The organism is Pseudocitrobacter vendiensis, assembly GCF_943590815.1.
Lineage (GTDB): Bacteria > Pseudomonadota > Gammaproteobacteria > Enterobacterales > Enterobacteriaceae > Pseudocitrobacter > Pseudocitrobacter vendiensis.
The window spans coordinates 52,276-66,638 of record NZ_CALSBS010000023.1; the positions used below are offsets into that span (position 1 = coordinate 52,276).

The following is a 14,363-nucleotide window of genomic DNA, read 5'->3' on the forward strand; positions in this document are numbered from 1 at the left end:
AATGCGTATTACCGCCGCTTCTGGAGGGTTGCCTCTTCAATTTTTCGACGCAAGCTCCCGTATTCCGGGCGAATAAAATCCATAATTTCCCACGCTCCGGCAGAGCGACGAAGAAGGAGGTCTTGCTCTTTTATCGAATTGTCGTTAAGCGTAATACGAACATGCACCTTTGCTTGGTCCCCTCTGGCTTCTGGTACCTTAGTGTCGAATCGTCTGATGTTGTCGTCCGGTACGCCAATGAATACAGGATTGTCGTAGATAAATAGCGCGTCGGACTGCAATGCATTTCTTATTTCCTGAGTTGATTTCACTGGCGTTGCGATGCTGTCGTTCATCACATGGTGATACCAGGTGGTAATTATCCATTGCCAGGGCCAGCTATCGTTGCGGTTTATCTGTCCGAAATATCGCGGTAAATTCGCCAAAATATTGCCCAGTTCAAAGGTCGAATGATAATAGTCATTCACCGCATCACGATATTGCGCACTGACAACCCATGTCCATGGCCAGGTATAATCACTTCTGCGGTGAAATAACTCCCTAACGAAATCCTGAGGTTGCGTTCTTTGCAGCGAGGCTAATGAAGAGAGTTTGGCCTGATTTTCACCGTTTATCGCCTGCCATGTGCTTCCTTGTGAAGACTTAATGTCGTCAATCAACCAACGCCCATCTTCCGCAACCATATACAACGTTTGCGTTCTGCTTTCTGTATCGTCGACAAATAAGCGAAAACGCACAGTTACGCTGGCGTGCGTTTCATTAACCTGAATTGCTGAGATATTTTCAAGCACCAGCGTTTCATAGTCCTGACAATCACAAATCGGGTCGCCATCCAGCCAGCCAATTTCGCCCGGCAGCGTGAGTTGATAGTTGAGAATAATGGCATTTTTCATCCACGTGGAAAGCAATGATGCGCTGCTGGTGTCACCAAAATTAACCCCAGTGGCATCGGCAGTGTAATGTTGATAAATCTCTCGGACAGTTTGCTCAGGTGATAATGATGGTATTTGTGACAGTGATGGGGCGCTGAAGAAAAGGCTCAGGAGGCAAAGGAGGTATTTCATTATCTTCCTCATCAAAAATGCCGCCCTATAAACTAAGGCGGCAGAGTCTTATTAGTAAAAGCCCAGCATCTTCCACCACGCCAGGCCGACGGTGATAAACACCGCCTGGTTAAACAGGCTGATAGCAAACCCGGTTCGCCACCAGACGCCAGTAGGCACGTAGCCCGCGCCGAAAAGAATCGGGCCGCGCGCGTGGGTGTATTGGGTGAGTGAGCAATAGAGGCTGCTGGTGAACGCCAGCATCAGCGCCATCGGCGCAGGCGGGATGTTCAGATGTAAGCCCACGCCCAGGAAGACAGCATACAGCGCCGCAATTTGCGCGTTGCCGCTGGCGAAGAAGTAGTGGGTGTAGAAGTAGGCGGCGTTCAGCAGCAGCAGTACGACAACCCAACTGGTGCCCTGCATGGCGCTACCAATGCTGTCGCCAATCAGGTTGCCGAACCACATGGTAAAGCCCAGTTTTTTCAGCTGGTTGGCCATCATCAGCAGCGCGGCAAACCAAATCAGCGTATCCCATGCGCCTTTCTCACTTTTCACATCTTCCCAGCTCAGCACGCCGCTCAGCAGCAGGATAGAGAGCCCAACAAACGACGCGGTGGTGGCATCCACACCCAGTTTGTCGCCGAAGATCCACAGCACCAGCAGTACGCCGACGGTCGCCAGCATCAGCCACTCGCCACGCGCCATGTTGCCCATTTCGGCGAGTTCTTTACGGGCGATTTCGGGGGCATCCGGCGTGTGCTTGATTTCCGGTCGGGTCAGCCAGTAAACCAACAGCGGTACGATCATCAACGACACCACGCACGGCAGCAAGGCCGCCATAAACCAGCTACCCCACGTCAGGGTGACGCCCGCGTTAGCCGCCAGTTTGACCGCCAGCAGGTTGCCGGTGTAGCCGGTCATAAACAGCGCGGCGGTGACGTCATTGACGTTGCCAATACAGGTGATCAGGAAGGTACCGATTTTGCTGCGCGACTCGTCCTCCGGGCGTGAGCCAAAACTGCGCGCCAGCGAGTCGGCGATGGGGTAGATAACGCCGCCGCAGCGGGCGGTGTTGCTCGGCATTGCGGGGGATAAAATCAGGTCGGCAAAGGCAAGGCCATACGCCAGCCCCAGCGTGCGTTTACCCAGCAGGCGGATCATTTGCAGGGCGATGCGCCGACCCAGGCCGGTTTTGATAAACCCGCGGGCAATCATAAAGGCGACGACGATAAGCCAGATCAATGAGCTGTTCAGTTCACTCAGTGCCGTGGTGATAGCGCCGCTGGCGGTTTTATCACCCGCCGCATAGGCGAGGGCAAAAACCGTAATACCGATGATCCCGACCGCGCCAATCGGCAGGACTTTCGCCACAATTGACGCAATGGTTGCCACAAAGATAATCGCAGAATGCCAGGCGGGTGCGCTGAGCCCGGAAGGCGGCGTCAGTTGCCAAAGCCCGGCGGCGATAAGCACGATAATAATGAGTGGGAGCCATTTTACTCCCTGGGATGTTTTCTTCGTCACGACATTACACTCGTTTTTATAGGCGAATTAATTCATGACATATATGTTTTGCCAAAAATTACCGCGCTATTGATGTCTGAGAAATACAGTTATCCTGATGGTATTTTTATCCTGAAACCATCAGGAGGCCGGAGAAATTCAGCGGTTAGCGTAGAGTGTCGCGCCGAGACTGAACTCTGTGACCTTTATTCTGCAATGTCTTACGAAGAAAACTTTGATCCTGAAAAAGAAAATGACGGTAGGCAGTAAACAGAAGATATAACTTTATATAATGGCGCACTTATTGTTTAGAATTATATTGATAATATAGGTGTGAAGAATGAATTGAATTGTGTTATTCATTGTGAAAATGAATTACAGAATAAAAACGCCTGATACGATTAACCGTACCAGGCGAAAATAATTAGCCGCCGAATTGATCCGGGTCGGGTCCCAAACGTTTGCCTTTATCCAGTTTGGCTATTTCGCCCAGTTCGTCTTTATCAAGACGGAAATCCCAGACGTCGAAGTTGGCGGCAATACGCGCCGGTGTGACGGATTTAGGGATGACGACCAGGCCGTTATCCAGGTGCCAGCGAATCACAATTTGCGCGGGGTTTTTGCCATATTTATCCGCCAGCTCACGAATGATTTTCTGGTCAAATACGCCTTCGCCACCCTGAGCCAGCGGGCTCCAGGATTCGGTTTGAATTTTGTGCGTCGCGTTCCACGCATGTAGCTGACGCTGCTGCATCAACGGGTGCAGTTCAATCTGATTGATGACCGGGGCGACGCCGGTTTCATCGATAATGCGTTGCAGGTGATTCACCTGGAAGTTGCAGACGCCGATGCTTTTTACCAGCCCTTGCTTTTGCAGCTCAATCATTCCTTTCCACGCGTCCACGTAGTGGTCGATGGCGGGAACCGGCCAGTGCATCAGGTAGAGATCGAGATAATCCAGTTGTAGTTTATCGAGGCTTTCCTGTAGCGCCTCGGCCGGGCGTTTCTGATCGTCGTTCCACAGTTTGGTGGTGATAAACAGCTCTTCGCGCGGAACACCCGCGCTTTTCAGCGCCTGGCCCACGCCATCTTCGTTCTTGTAGGCGGTGGCGGTATCAATCGAGCGATACCCGACTTCCAGCGCTTTATGAATCGCGGTGACAACCTCCTCGTTGCTTGCTTTCCACACGCCGAGACCCAGCTGCGGCATCACGTTGCCGTCCTGGAGTTTGATTACGGTTGGATGTGTCATGCATTTCTCCTTTTCTCTCTATTGCTTATCGGCACAGTGGGCCCGATAAGATTTGTAAGATCAATTCTGGTCGAAATATGCAAAAACGAAAGCCAGACGCTAAAGAGTTAGGTCTGGCTTTGGGTGGGGATTAACGTGCCGCTTCGTAAATGCGACGGCTTACGTCGAGGGTAATGTCCTGATTTTCACCTAGTTTTGTCATACCGTGTTCTTCGAGTTTTTTCAGCAGCGCGGGGATGGAGCTGCCGTCCAGACCATAATCGGACAGGCGAGTCGGTACGCCCATTTGCTCGAAGAAGTTACGGGTGGCGGCGATGGCGGCGTCGATACGCGCATCATCAGAACCTTCGGTGATGTTCCAGACGCGTTCTGCGTATTGCAGCAGTTTGGCGCGTTTGGTGTCACGTTTTTCATTCCACAGGGCCGGCAGCACGATAGCCAGCGTCTGTGCGTGGTCAAGACCGTGCATGGCGGTCAGTTCGTGACCCAGCATGTGGGTTGCCCAGTCCTGCGGCACGCCTGCGCCAATCAGGCCGTTTAACGCCTGTGTTGCCGCCCACATAATATTGGCGCGAACATCGTAGTTCTCAGGTTCTTTCAGCGCTTTCGGGCCATCTTCAACCAGCGTCAGCAGAATACCTTCCGCGAAGCGATCCTGAATTTTGCCGTTGACCGGGTAGGTTACGTACTGTTCGACCGTGTGCACGAAGGCATCAACCACACCGTTGGCAACCTGACGCGGTGGCAGAGTATAGGTGTAAACCGGGTCCAGAATCGCGAAGACGGGCTGCACGTGCGGCGACATAAATGCGCGTTTGTCACCGGTGGTTTTCCGGGAAATAACCGCACCTTTATTGGATTCAGAACCGGTTGCCGGCAGGGTTAGAACGGAACCCATCGGAATCGCGCTGTTCACCTTGCTGCCGTAAGTTTCCAGAATTTCCCACGGGTCGATAGACGCATCGTAATGCGCTGCCGCCGCGATGAACTTGGTGCCATCCAGCACGGAACCGCCGCCAACGGCCAGCAGGAAAGTGATTTTTTCGTCGCGGGCAATTTTCACCGCGTTCATCAGCGTTTCATAAGACGGGTTCGGTTCAATGCCGCCAAATTCGCGAACATCCAGACCGTTCAGCGCGGTTAACACCTGGTCCAGCACGCCGGTTTTTTTCACGCTGCCGCCACCGTAGGTCACCAGAACGCGAGCATCTGCCGGAATTTGCGCACGCAGATTTTCAATAGCGCCTTTACCGAAAAGAATGCGGGTTGGGGTGTGGAGATCAAAATTAAACATTGCTCGTTTCCTTCATCGGAGGATGGAAAAAGGGGGTAGCAACGGTGGCTACCGGATGACGACTATTGTGGTCTTTGGGGGCGATCCGCTCAATGCACATTCCTGCCGATGTCTTGCCCATTTCTCCATAGGGCTGGAGAAAAGTAGCGAAAAGGTCAACAATGAAAGCCTGAATTCAACTGGCGGGAGAGTGGAGAAATGAACCGGGAAGAGATTTGCGCGTTACTAACGGGAAAGGTTAAGTTACTGAAAAGTAATGAACAAAAACTCAGTGCTTTGGTGCCGGATATCCAGCTTATCTATGGTACACAGCCTGCCGCTCGTACGCCCGTTATGTACCGTCCTGGGATTATATTTCTCTTTTCTGGCTATAAGATTGGCTATATCAATGAACGCACCTTCCGCTACGATGCCAATGAATATTTACTGCTGACGGTGCCGCTACCGTTTGAGTGTGAGACCTTTGCCACCGAGGCCGCACCACTGGCCGGGTTGCGCCTGAACGTCGATATTTTACAGCTTCAGGAGCTGTTGATGGATATCGGGGAAGATGAATGCTTCCAGCCTGCAATGGCGGCGAGCGGTATTAACTCGGCGACGCTCTCTGATGAGATCCTTTGTGCGGCCGAGCGCCTGCTGGATGTGATGGAGCGTCCGCTGGAAGCGCGCATCCTCGGCAAACAGATTATCCGCGAAATGCTGTTCTATGTGCTTACCGGGCCGCGCGGTGGGGCGCTGCTGGCGTTAGTCAGCCGCCAAACGCATTTCAGTCAGATAAGCCGCGTATTAAAGCGCATCGAAAGCCAATACACCGAAACCTTGAGTGTCGATCAACTGGCCGCCGAAGCCAATATGAGCCTGTCGGCGTTTCATCATAACTTTAAATCGGTAACCAGCACGTCACCGCTGCAGTACCTGAAAACGTATCGCCTGCACAAGGCGCGAATGATGATGGTGCATGATGGATTAAAAGCCAGCGCAGCGGCAATGCAGGTGGGATATGAAAGTGCATCGCAGTTTAGCCGCGAATTTAAACGCTATTTCGGTATAACGCCGGGGGAAGATGCGGCGCGATTACGCGCGATTCAAATCGTTTAGGCAAGAGGCTCTTGTAGGCCTTGTAGGCCGGATAAGCGCAGCGCATCCGGCTTCAAAGCGCATCCAGCCCTATAGAACAGCGCCTTCAGGCGCTGCAATATTTCTTTTTAATCACCACCACCAGCGTACCGAGCAGCCCGGCAACCAGCAGGAAAATAGGCAGGATCATCAGGAAGGTCATCACCTGATCTTCATGACGTTTTACGAAAGGAATCATACTGATGGCATAACCGAGGCTGGTGACGACACCCACCCACAGCAGCGCGCTCAGCCAGTTGAAGAACTGGAAGCGACGATTAGAAAGCCCGGAAATGCCTGCCATTGTGGGCAGCAGCGTACGTACGAACGCCAGAAAACGTCCTGCGAGCAGTGCCAGCAGGCCGTGGCGATCGAACATGCAGGTCGCACGTTGATGGTATTTATCCGGCAATTGAGCGAGCCAGCCTTTTACCGTACGGGTGTTACCCAACCAGCGCCCCTGAATATAGCTCAGCCAGCAACCGAGGCTGGCGGCGGTCGTCAGAATGATCACCGTCGGCACGAACCCCATCACCCCTTTGGCGATGAGCGCACCTGCGAGCAGCAACAGGCTGTCGCCCGGCAGGAAGGAGGCCGGAAGCAGACCGTTTTCTAAAAACAGCGTGGCAAACATGACCAGATAAACCACCCCCACAACGTGAGGATTCGCCAGCGCGGCAAAGTCATGCTGCCAGAGTGCGGCGACAATATCTTGAATGACGACCATGAACTTTCCTGTGGAACAGCATTTTCGCTTATTGTACTCCCGAATTGCCCGAAACTCTTTGATCCCTCGCGCAACAACGCACGCGTAACTGTTCAGGAATAAGAACAACCTGAGCACTATGCGTTTACGCCGGGATGTTCTGGCCATTCGGCAGATTGACTGTTCTCAAAATCCTGAAAACACGCGAGACGCTTTTCAGGAACATTGCTAACCAGACAGCCCGAGGCGAAACGCCGCCGGGCCTGAGGCTATTTTACACAATACGCGCGAAGCCTGCTGCTAAATCCACGATAAGATCGTCAATGTTTTCTAAACCAATATGTAAGCGAATAAGGGTGCCGGTAAAGTCCACTTCGCCGCCGGGGCGAATCTCCGCCAGCTGTTCTGGCTGGTTAGGCAGAATCAGCGACTCAAAACCACCCCACGAGTAGGCCATGCTGAACAGGGAGAAGTTGTCGAGGTAGGCAGAAAGTTCGGTATCGGTTAAACGCTTTTTCAGCACGAAGGAGAACAAGCCGCTGCTGCCTGTAAAATCTCGTTTCCAGTATTCGTGACCTTTGCTACCCGGCAACGCCGGATGATTCACGCGGGCAACCTGCGGATGCTGTTCCAGCCATTCGGCAATTTTCAGGCTGCTTTCATGATGCTGACGCAGGCGAACGCCAAGTGTGCGCAGGCCTCGACTGGTCATGTAGGCGGTGTCCGCATCCAGCATCTGGCCCATCAGATACGCATTTTCGCGCAGTTGCGCCCAGCAACGTTCGTTGGATACCGCGGTACCGACCATCGCGTCAGAGTGGCCAATCAGGTACTTTGTGCCAGCCTGAATCGAAATATCTATGCCGAAATCGAGCGCTTTAAACAGCACGCCTGCCGCCCAGGTGTTGTCGATCATAATGATTGCATCCGGCGCAACGCTGCGTACGGCTGCAACAATTGCAGGAACATCATGAACTTCCATGGTAATTGAACCCGGGGATTCCAGGAACACCACTTTAGTATTGGGTTGAATCAGATGCGCGATTTCGCTGCCAATTAGCGGGTCGAACCAGCTTGTGGTGACGCCCAGTTTTCCCAGAATTTTGGTGCAGAAATCCTGGCTCGGCTCATAGGCGGTATTGGTCATCAACACATGATCGCCCTGTTCAACAAAGGCCAGAATCGTATTGGCGACCGCCGCGGCGCCGCAAGGGAAGAGGGCGCAACCCGCGCCGCCTTCCAGCTCACACATCGCTTCCTGCAAAGAGAAGTGGGTGAGCGTACCGCGACGCCCGTAGAAGAGTTCGCCTTTCGCGCGATTGCGGGTGGCATGCTTCTTCGCCTCAACGGTGTCGAACACCAGCGAAGAGGCGCGCTGAATGACGCTGTTTACCGAACCCTGCGTGTACTTTTTACTCCGCCCGGCGTTGACCAGCGCGGTATCCAGGTGCTTATCTGCCATCTCTCTCCTGCCTATTTTTATACGTCTGGACGTCTAAATTATCACGATTGTTGCTGGATGTACCCGCCCGCGCGAGATAAAGCAGAAAATATCTCAAAAATCGCGGTGGTGACTTTTTTACTGCGTAAGCGCAAGGAAAATAAGTATGATTTGAGTCACTATGTAAATACTAATGAGAACTACTATCAATTCGACGTCGTTTTGATATTATTGTGCTCAGATTTTGTGATTTATGTCCTGGAGATACAGAGTGGGTAATAATTTGATGCAGGCGGATCTCTCCGTTTGGGGTATGTATCATCATGCCGACATCGTTGTTAAAGTGGTTATGATTGGCCTGATTCTGGCATCCGTAGTCACCTGGGCCATCTTCTTTAGTAAGAGCGCAGAGTTGTTCTCGCAGAAGCGTCGCCTCAAACGCGAGCAGCAGCTGTTAGCGGAAGCCCGCTCTATCGATCAGGCGCACGAAATCGCCGCCGCCTTCCACGCGAAAAGCCTCAGTACGCAACTGATTCATGAAGCGCAGGACGAGCGCGAGCTTTCTGCGGGTTCCGAAGACAATGAAGGAATTAAAGAGCGTACCGGCTTCCGTCTGGAACGTCGCGTTGCCTTCGTGAGCCGTAGTATGAGCCGCGGGACCGGTTACCTCGCGACTATCGGCGCCATTTCCCCGTTTGTCGGTTTGTTCGGTACCGTTTGGGGTATCATGAACAGCTTCATCGGTATTGCGCAGACGCAAACCACCAATCTGGCTGTTGTTGCGCCGGGTATCGCAGAAGCGCTGCTGGCGACCGCAATTGGCCTGTTTGCCGCGATTCCGGCGGTGGTTATCTATAACGTCTTCGCCCGTCTGATTGGCAGCTATAAAGCAAACCTCAGCGATGTTGCTGCGCAGGTTCTGCTGCTGCAAAGCCGTGACCTGGACCTCCACGCCAGCGGCGTGACCCAGCCGGTACGTTCCGCACAGAAATTACGAGTAGGTTGATGCCCCATGGCAATGCGTCTTAATGAAAATCTGGACGATAACGGCGAAATGCATGAAATCAACGTGACGCCGTTTATCGACGTTATGTTGGTTCTGCTGATTATCTTCATGGTTGCCGCGCCACTGGCGACGGTGGATGTAAAAGTCAATCTGCCTGCGTCCTCCAGCCAACCGCAGCCACGCCCGGAAAAACCGGTCTACCTGTCGGTGAAAGCAGATAAGTCGATGTTCCTGGGTAATGACCCCATTACCGATGAGAACATGGTAAACGCGTTGAACACGCTGACGGAGGGGAAGAAAGATACCACTATCTTCTTCCGCGCCGATAAAACCGTCGACTATGAAACGATGATGAAGGTGATGGACACTCTGCATCAGGCCGGTTATCTGAAGATTGGCCTGGTAGGGGAAGAACACGCAGGGGCGAAATAAAGCCCCTCACCCCGGCCCTCTCCCTCAGGGAGAGGGTGAAAACCGCACTCACTTAAACCCTGGCTCTGTCGGTTCCCTCTCCCTTGAGGGAGAGGGTTGGGTGAGGGGGTAAACACCGCACATTTCCCCTAAGTCTTCTCTCCTGAAAAATACGTCCCCACAACACAATTATTTATCTCTGCTTTAAATTAAATTTAATTCTTTATTAAGAAGTAACAAAAACGCGTGTAAAGAATATATTCTTTCCCTCCACTGGTAATGGTTAATAAATTCTCTACGCTTATTTATGACGCTAAAAAATACTAATAACATTACCTGTACAGTGCGGAAAGAACATGGATAAATCAAACAATTCAGACGCTCGCGAATCGCTACGCGAAAGCATCTCTGTCTCGGCAATTCGTCAACGGGCTGACGGCCAAATGTTGGCGCTGGTGTGGCTGCTTTGGGTTATCTCGCTGGTTGTGGGCTGGATAGCCGGTAATGCGCTGGTGGCGCTATGTGTCGCCACACCATTAGCGATTCTGGCCACGCTTGTTACCGCATTTTTTCGCGGGCGATTAATTTCACGGTTGTTTTTTGCGTTTATCCTGATGGCCTTTTCCGCACTGCTTATTCAGCTTGGCGAGGGCGAAACAGAATATCACTTCTCCGTTTTTGTGCTTTTGTCCGCGTTGCTGGCCTGGCGTGACTGGCGTCCGCTAGTGATGGGTGCTGCAGTTATCGCAGTACACCATTTAGTCTTTAACTATTTGCAGGAATATAACCTTTATCACATCGTTATTTTTATGCATACCGGCCTGCATATGGTGATGATGCATGGCGCGTTTGTGGTGGTACAAACCCTTTTCCTGGTCGTTCTGGCAGTACGTATGGAACAAGATGCAGTATCTGCCAGTGAGGTAGCGAAACTGGCGGCAGTCATTAATTGTGAACCCGGCAGTCTGACCCTGGCGCGAGAATCAAAAGTCAGTCATTCTCCTTTCGCCCGTACCTTTAGCCGAACGCTTGGCGCGATGCGCACTACGCTGGAGCAGGTGAGTAGCAATGTTGGTCAGTTGCTGGATACCTCGCAAACCATTTTGCAGCGCAATACCGCACTATCAGAACGTACTGACAGCCAGGCCACTTCTCTCGCCATCGCCGCAAGCGCGATGGAGCAACTGGCGAGCGCGGCGTCACTGACCAGTGAACAAGCCAGTGAGGCGCGCAAGCGTGTTTTACAGGCGTGCGATGTCGCGAGGCGGGGTGGGGAAAACATCCGTGCGGCGACGGCGTCAATGATGCACATTCGTGATGAATCACAGCAGATTAATAGCATTCTGGAGTTAATCGACGGCATCGCCTTTCAGACGAATATTCTGTCGCTGAACGCCTCGGTTGAAGCGACACGCGCAGGCGAACATGGCCGAGGGTTTGCGGTGGTCGCCTCTGAAGTGCGTTCGCTGGCGTTACGTTGTGAAGAGGCGGCGAAAGAGATTCGCCAGCTTACCGCCGCCTCGGTGAAAAGCACCCATCAGGGCGCTGAGCAGGTCGAGCTGGCGGGAAATACGATGCAGGCGATCATTACGCATATTGAAGGCTTACAGGACTCGCTGGAAATCCTCTCTTCGATGAGCGAACAACAGCGCGCCAGCGTGATGCAGATGAAGGGCAGTATCGCCACCATTGATGCCAGCGTGCAGGAAAACGTCCAGCATGTGGCGCAGACCATGCAGATGGCGCAGCAACAGCAGCACTATACCGGCGAACTGAAAACGGCGATTTCGGTGTTCAGGTTGGTGTAACCTAACCCTAAATTGCTGAAGTGAATTGTTGAAATGATGTTGCATGGTTGCGATATACTAAGCCGAATTGAGTTTATCGACAGGACACTATGGAACGTTTTTTTGAAAATGCGATGTACGCGTCGCGCTGGATTTTAGCCCCGGTCTATTTTGGCCTTTCATTGGCGCTGCTGGCGTTGATGATTAAGTTTTTTCAGGAGATCTTTCACGTTCTGCCTAACATCTTTGAACTGGCAGAAGCCGATCTTATCCTGACGTTGTTATCGCTGGTCGATATGACGCTGGTGGGCGGTCTGCTGGTGATGGTGATGTTCTCCGGTTACGAAAACTTTGTCTCGCAGCTGGATATCAGTACCCACAAAGAGAAGCTGAACTGGCTTGGGAAAATGGATGCCACCTCGCTGAAAAACAAGGTCGCGGCATCCATTGTCGCTATTTCATCTATTCACCTGCTGCGGGTGTTTATGGATGCCAAGAATGTGCCGGATAACAAGCTGATGTGGTATGTGATTATCCATCTGACCTTTGTACTGTCGGCGTTTGTGATGGGATATCTGGATCGCTTAACGCGCGGCCAGAAGCATTAAAACGCGGTCTGCGCCCGGTAGCGATGCGCCACCGGGCAAAGAGTGTGCTATTTATCTGACGACGCCTGCCACAAATTCAGTTGCCCATCGGCAACATGCTTATCAATCTGCGCCAGCTCTTCTGCCGTAAAGTTCAGGTTATTCAGGGCCTGAACGTTCTCTTCAATTTGTTCCGGTCGGCTTGCGCCAATCAATACCGATGTTACGCGGTTGTCCTTCAGCAACCAGCTAAGGGCCATCTGCGCCATACTCTGGCCACGACGTTGTGCCATCTCGTTTAATAAACGCAGGCTGTTGAGGTTGCTTTCACTCAACATATTCTCGGTCAGACCGCGCGCTTTTTTCCCTTCTGTCTGCATGCGTGAGCCGTCCGGAATTCCGTTGAGGTATTTACCGGTCAGCAGCCCTTGCGCCAGCGGGGTAAAGGCGATGCAGCCGACGCCGTTCTCTTCCAGCGTATTCAGCAGGCCGCTCTTATCGACCCAGCGGTTGAGCAGGTTGTAGGAAGGCTGGTGGATAAGTAACGGGATTTTCCACTCGCGCAACAGCTCCGCCATCTTTTGCGTGCGCTCTGGCGAATAAGACGAGATGCCGACATACAGCGCTTTTCCGCTCTGCACCGCCTGCGCCAGCGCGGCAGCGGTTTCTTCCATCGGCGTGTTTTCATCAACACGGTGCGAGTAGAAGATATCGACGTAATCCAGCCCCATGCGCTTCAGGCTCTGGTCGAGGCTGGCGAGCAAGTATTTGCGCGAACCGCCCTTGCCATATGGCCCCGGCCACATGTCGTATCCGGCTTTGGTCGAGATGATCAGCTCATCGCGATAGGCAGCGAAATCTTCCCGCAGCAGGCGGCCAAAGTTCTCTTCCGCACTGCCCGGAGGGGGCCCGTAGTTATTGGCGAGATCGAGGTGAGTAATGCCGCAGTCGAACGCTTTACGCAGCAGCGCGCGTTGGCTGTCGAGCGACTGGATATGACCAAAACTGTGCCATAACCCGAGTGACAGCGCGGGCAGTTGCAGGCCGCTGTTGCCGCAATAGCGATATTGCATCTGCTCGTAACGGGCAGGATTGGCGGACCAGGTCATAATGTCTCCTTGATTGTCTGATTTTTGAAACGCTGTTTCCAGATTAACGTTTTTGTCACAACCAACCCGTCGGCGGGATCACAATGCTGATGATTTATGGGCAATAAATCTGTCTTGTGCTTTTCTTAGTTAATGCCTGTTAATGGAGATCCCTCGATGACCCGACTGACCGCCAAAGACTTTCCGCAAGCGTTGCTCGATTACTACGACTATTACGCACACGGCAAAATTTCCAGGCGCGAGTTTCTCCAACTGGCGGGACGATACGCCGTCGGCGGCATGACTGCGCTGGCGCTGTTTAATCTTCTCAAGCCCAACTACGCGCTGGCGGAACAGGTCGAGTTCACCGACCCGGATATCAAACCGAAATATATTCGTTATCCGTCGCCCAACGGCCACGGTGAGGTGCGCGGTTATCTGGTCACGCCGACGAAAGCCGCCGGAAAGATGCCCGCCGTGGTGGTGGTGCATGAAAATCGTGGGCTTAACCCGTATATAGAAGATGTTGCCCGACGTGTCGCGAAAGCGGGCTATATTGCCCTTGCTCCGGATGGGCTCTCTTCCGTCGGCGGTTATCCCGGTAATGATGATGAAGGGCGCGAGTTACAGCAAAAAGTCGACCCGACCAAACTGATGAATGATTTCTTCGCCGCGATTGAGTTTATGCAGGCGCATCCGCAGGCGACGGGCAAAGTCGGGATAACCGGTTTTTGCTATGGTGGCGGCGTGTCGAATGCGGCGGCGGTGGCTTACCCTGAGCTGGCCTGCGCGGTGCCGTTCTACGGACGTCAGGCCCCGGTCGCGGATGTGGAAAAAATCAATGCCCCTTTATTGCTGCATTACGCGGCGCTGGATACGCGTATTAACGAAGGCTGGCCGGCAATGGAAGAGGCGTTAAAAGCGCATAAAAAAGTGTACGAAGCCTATATTTATCCGGGCGTGAATCATGGTTTCCACAACGACTCGACTCCGCGCTACGACAAGGCCGCAGCGGAGCTCGCCTGGCAGCGAACGCTGGCGTGGTTTGAGAAATATTTGCACTGAAAGTAAAGGCTGCAAATAGCACTGGATATCGCTCAAAAAGTCGCTATATAATTTTATATAT

General features: G+C 52.8%; 13 protein-coding genes. 6 read left to right on the plus strand and 7 right to left on the minus strand.

Going from position 1 to position 14,363, the window contains the following annotated elements; translation table 11 throughout:
* Window positions 1–8 precede the first annotated feature (8 nt).
* The 4 genes from NMC31_RS19755 to yqhD form a co-directional block, all read right to left on the minus strand.
* Window positions 9–1,064 (minus strand): DUF3828 domain-containing protein, encoded by a 1,056-nt coding sequence (locus tag NMC31_RS19755; protein WP_253898934.1) that lies wholly within the window; start codon window positions 1,062–1,064, stop codon window positions 9–11.
* Window positions 1,065–1,115: 51 nt separating this feature from the next.
* Window positions 1,116–2,570, minus strand: coding sequence for a DASS family sodium-coupled anion symporter (locus tag NMC31_RS19760; protein WP_149465000.1), 1,455 nt, complete (start codon window positions 2,568–2,570; stop codon window positions 1,116–1,118).
* A gap of 403 nt (window positions 2,571–2,973) precedes the next feature.
* Window positions 2,974–3,801, minus strand: coding sequence for a 2,5-didehydrogluconate reductase DkgA (gene dkgA / locus NMC31_RS19765; RefSeq protein WP_253898935.1), 828 nt, complete (start codon window positions 3,799–3,801; stop codon window positions 2,974–2,976).
* A gap of 130 nt (window positions 3,802–3,931) precedes the next feature.
* Window positions 3,932–5,095, minus strand: a complete 1,164-nt coding sequence (gene yqhD / locus NMC31_RS19770) for an alcohol dehydrogenase (protein WP_253898936.1) — start codon at window positions 5,093–5,095, stop codon at window positions 3,932–3,934.
* A gap of 198 nt (window positions 5,096–5,293) precedes the next feature.
* Between yqhD and NMC31_RS19775 the strand changes: the two genes are divergently transcribed.
* Window positions 5,294–6,193 (plus strand): AraC family transcriptional regulator, encoded by a 900-nt coding sequence (locus NMC31_RS19775; RefSeq protein ID WP_253898937.1) that lies wholly within the window; start codon window positions 5,294–5,296, stop codon window positions 6,191–6,193.
* Between the two features lie 85 nt (window positions 6,194–6,278).
* Here the strand turns inward: NMC31_RS19775 and yghB are convergent, their stop codons facing one another.
* Together yghB and metC are read right to left on the minus strand one after the other, a co-directional pair.
* On the minus strand, window positions 6,279–6,938 hold the full coding sequence (gene yghB / locus NMC31_RS19780) for a DedA family general envelope maintenance protein YghB (RefSeq protein ID WP_149465004.1): 660 nt from the start codon (window positions 6,936–6,938) through the stop codon (window positions 6,279–6,281).
* 253 nt (window positions 6,939–7,191) lie between these two features.
* Window positions 7,192–8,379, minus strand: a complete 1,188-nt coding sequence (gene metC / locus NMC31_RS19785; RefSeq protein WP_253898938.1) for a cystathionine beta-lyase — start codon at window positions 8,377–8,379, stop codon at window positions 7,192–7,194.
* A 250-nt stretch (window positions 8,380–8,629) separates the two neighbouring features.
* Here metC and exbB point away from each other — a divergent pair, with 250 nt between their 5' ends.
* The 4 genes from exbB (at window position 8,630) to NMC31_RS19805 (ending at window position 12,170) form a co-directional block, all read left to right on the plus strand.
* Complete coding sequence (gene exbB, locus NMC31_RS19790) at window positions 8,630–9,364, plus strand: tol-pal system-associated acyl-CoA thioesterase (protein WP_149465006.1); 735 nt, start codon at window positions 8,630–8,632, stop codon at window positions 9,362–9,364.
* Between the two features lie 6 nt (window positions 9,365–9,370).
* Window positions 9,371–9,796: a TonB system transport protein ExbD gene (gene exbD / locus NMC31_RS19795; RefSeq protein WP_015963005.1), complete on the plus strand. Its 426-nt coding sequence runs from the start codon at window positions 9,371–9,373 to the stop codon at window positions 9,794–9,796.
* 335 nt (window positions 9,797–10,131) lie between these two features.
* On the plus strand, window positions 10,132–11,583 hold the full coding sequence (locus tag NMC31_RS19800) for a methyl-accepting chemotaxis protein (protein WP_253898939.1): 1,452 nt from the start codon (window positions 10,132–10,134) through the stop codon (window positions 11,581–11,583).
* An 89-nt stretch (window positions 11,584–11,672) separates the two neighbouring features.
* Window positions 11,673–12,170: a TIGR00645 family protein gene (locus NMC31_RS19805; protein WP_015963007.1), complete on the plus strand. Its 498-nt coding sequence runs from the start codon at window positions 11,673–11,675 to the stop codon at window positions 12,168–12,170.
* A 47-nt stretch (window positions 12,171–12,217) separates the two neighbouring features.
* Here NMC31_RS19805 and NMC31_RS19810 read toward each other — a convergent pair whose 3' ends face one another.
* Window positions 12,218–13,258 (minus strand): aldo/keto reductase, encoded by a 1,041-nt coding sequence (locus NMC31_RS19810; RefSeq protein WP_149465008.1) that lies wholly within the window; start codon window positions 13,256–13,258, stop codon window positions 12,218–12,220.
* A 156-nt stretch (window positions 13,259–13,414) separates the two neighbouring features.
* Here NMC31_RS19810 and yghX point away from each other — a divergent pair, with 156 nt between their 5' ends.
* Entirely contained in the window at window positions 13,415–14,302 is an 888-nt protein-coding gene (gene yghX, locus NMC31_RS19815) for a YghX family hydrolase (protein WP_253898940.1), read from the plus strand.
* Window positions 14,303–14,363: the final 61 nt, after the last annotated feature.

What these genes read in the sequence shown, in the direction of transcription:
- NMC31_RS19755 (WP_253898934.1), bottom strand. Translation starts at nt 1,064, where the DNA reads ATGAAATACCTCCTTTGCCTCCTGAGCCTTTTCTTCAGCGCCCCATCA.
- dkgA (WP_253898935.1), bottom strand. Translation starts at nt 3,801, where the DNA reads ATGACACATCCAACCGTAATCAAACTCCAGGACGGCAACGTGATGCCG.
- yqhD (WP_253898936.1), bottom strand. Translation starts at nt 5,095, where the DNA reads ATGTTTAATTTTGATCTCCACACCCCAACCCGCATTCTTTTCGGTAAA.
- NMC31_RS19775 (WP_253898937.1), top strand. Translation starts at nt 5,294, where the DNA reads ATGAACCGGGAAGAGATTTGCGCGTTACTAACGGGAAAGGTTAAGTTA.
- yghB (WP_149465004.1), bottom strand. Translation starts at nt 6,938, where the DNA reads ATGGTCGTCATTCAAGATATTGTCGCCGCACTCTGGCAGCATGACTTT.
- metC (WP_253898938.1), bottom strand. Translation starts at nt 8,379, where the DNA reads ATGGCAGATAAGCACCTGGATACCGCGCTGGTCAACGCCGGGCGGAGT.
- exbD (WP_015963005.1), top strand. Translation starts at nt 9,371, where the DNA reads ATGGCAATGCGTCTTAATGAAAATCTGGACGATAACGGCGAAATGCAT.
- NMC31_RS19800 (WP_253898939.1), top strand. Translation starts at nt 10,132, where the DNA reads ATGGATAAATCAAACAATTCAGACGCTCGCGAATCGCTACGCGAAAGC.
- NMC31_RS19805 (WP_015963007.1), top strand. Translation starts at nt 11,673, where the DNA reads ATGGAACGTTTTTTTGAAAATGCGATGTACGCGTCGCGCTGGATTTTA.
- NMC31_RS19810 (WP_149465008.1), bottom strand. Translation starts at nt 13,258, where the DNA reads ATGACCTGGTCCGCCAATCCTGCCCGTTACGAGCAGATGCAATATCGC.
- yghX (WP_253898940.1), top strand. Translation starts at nt 13,415, where the DNA reads ATGACCCGACTGACCGCCAAAGACTTTCCGCAAGCGTTGCTCGATTAC.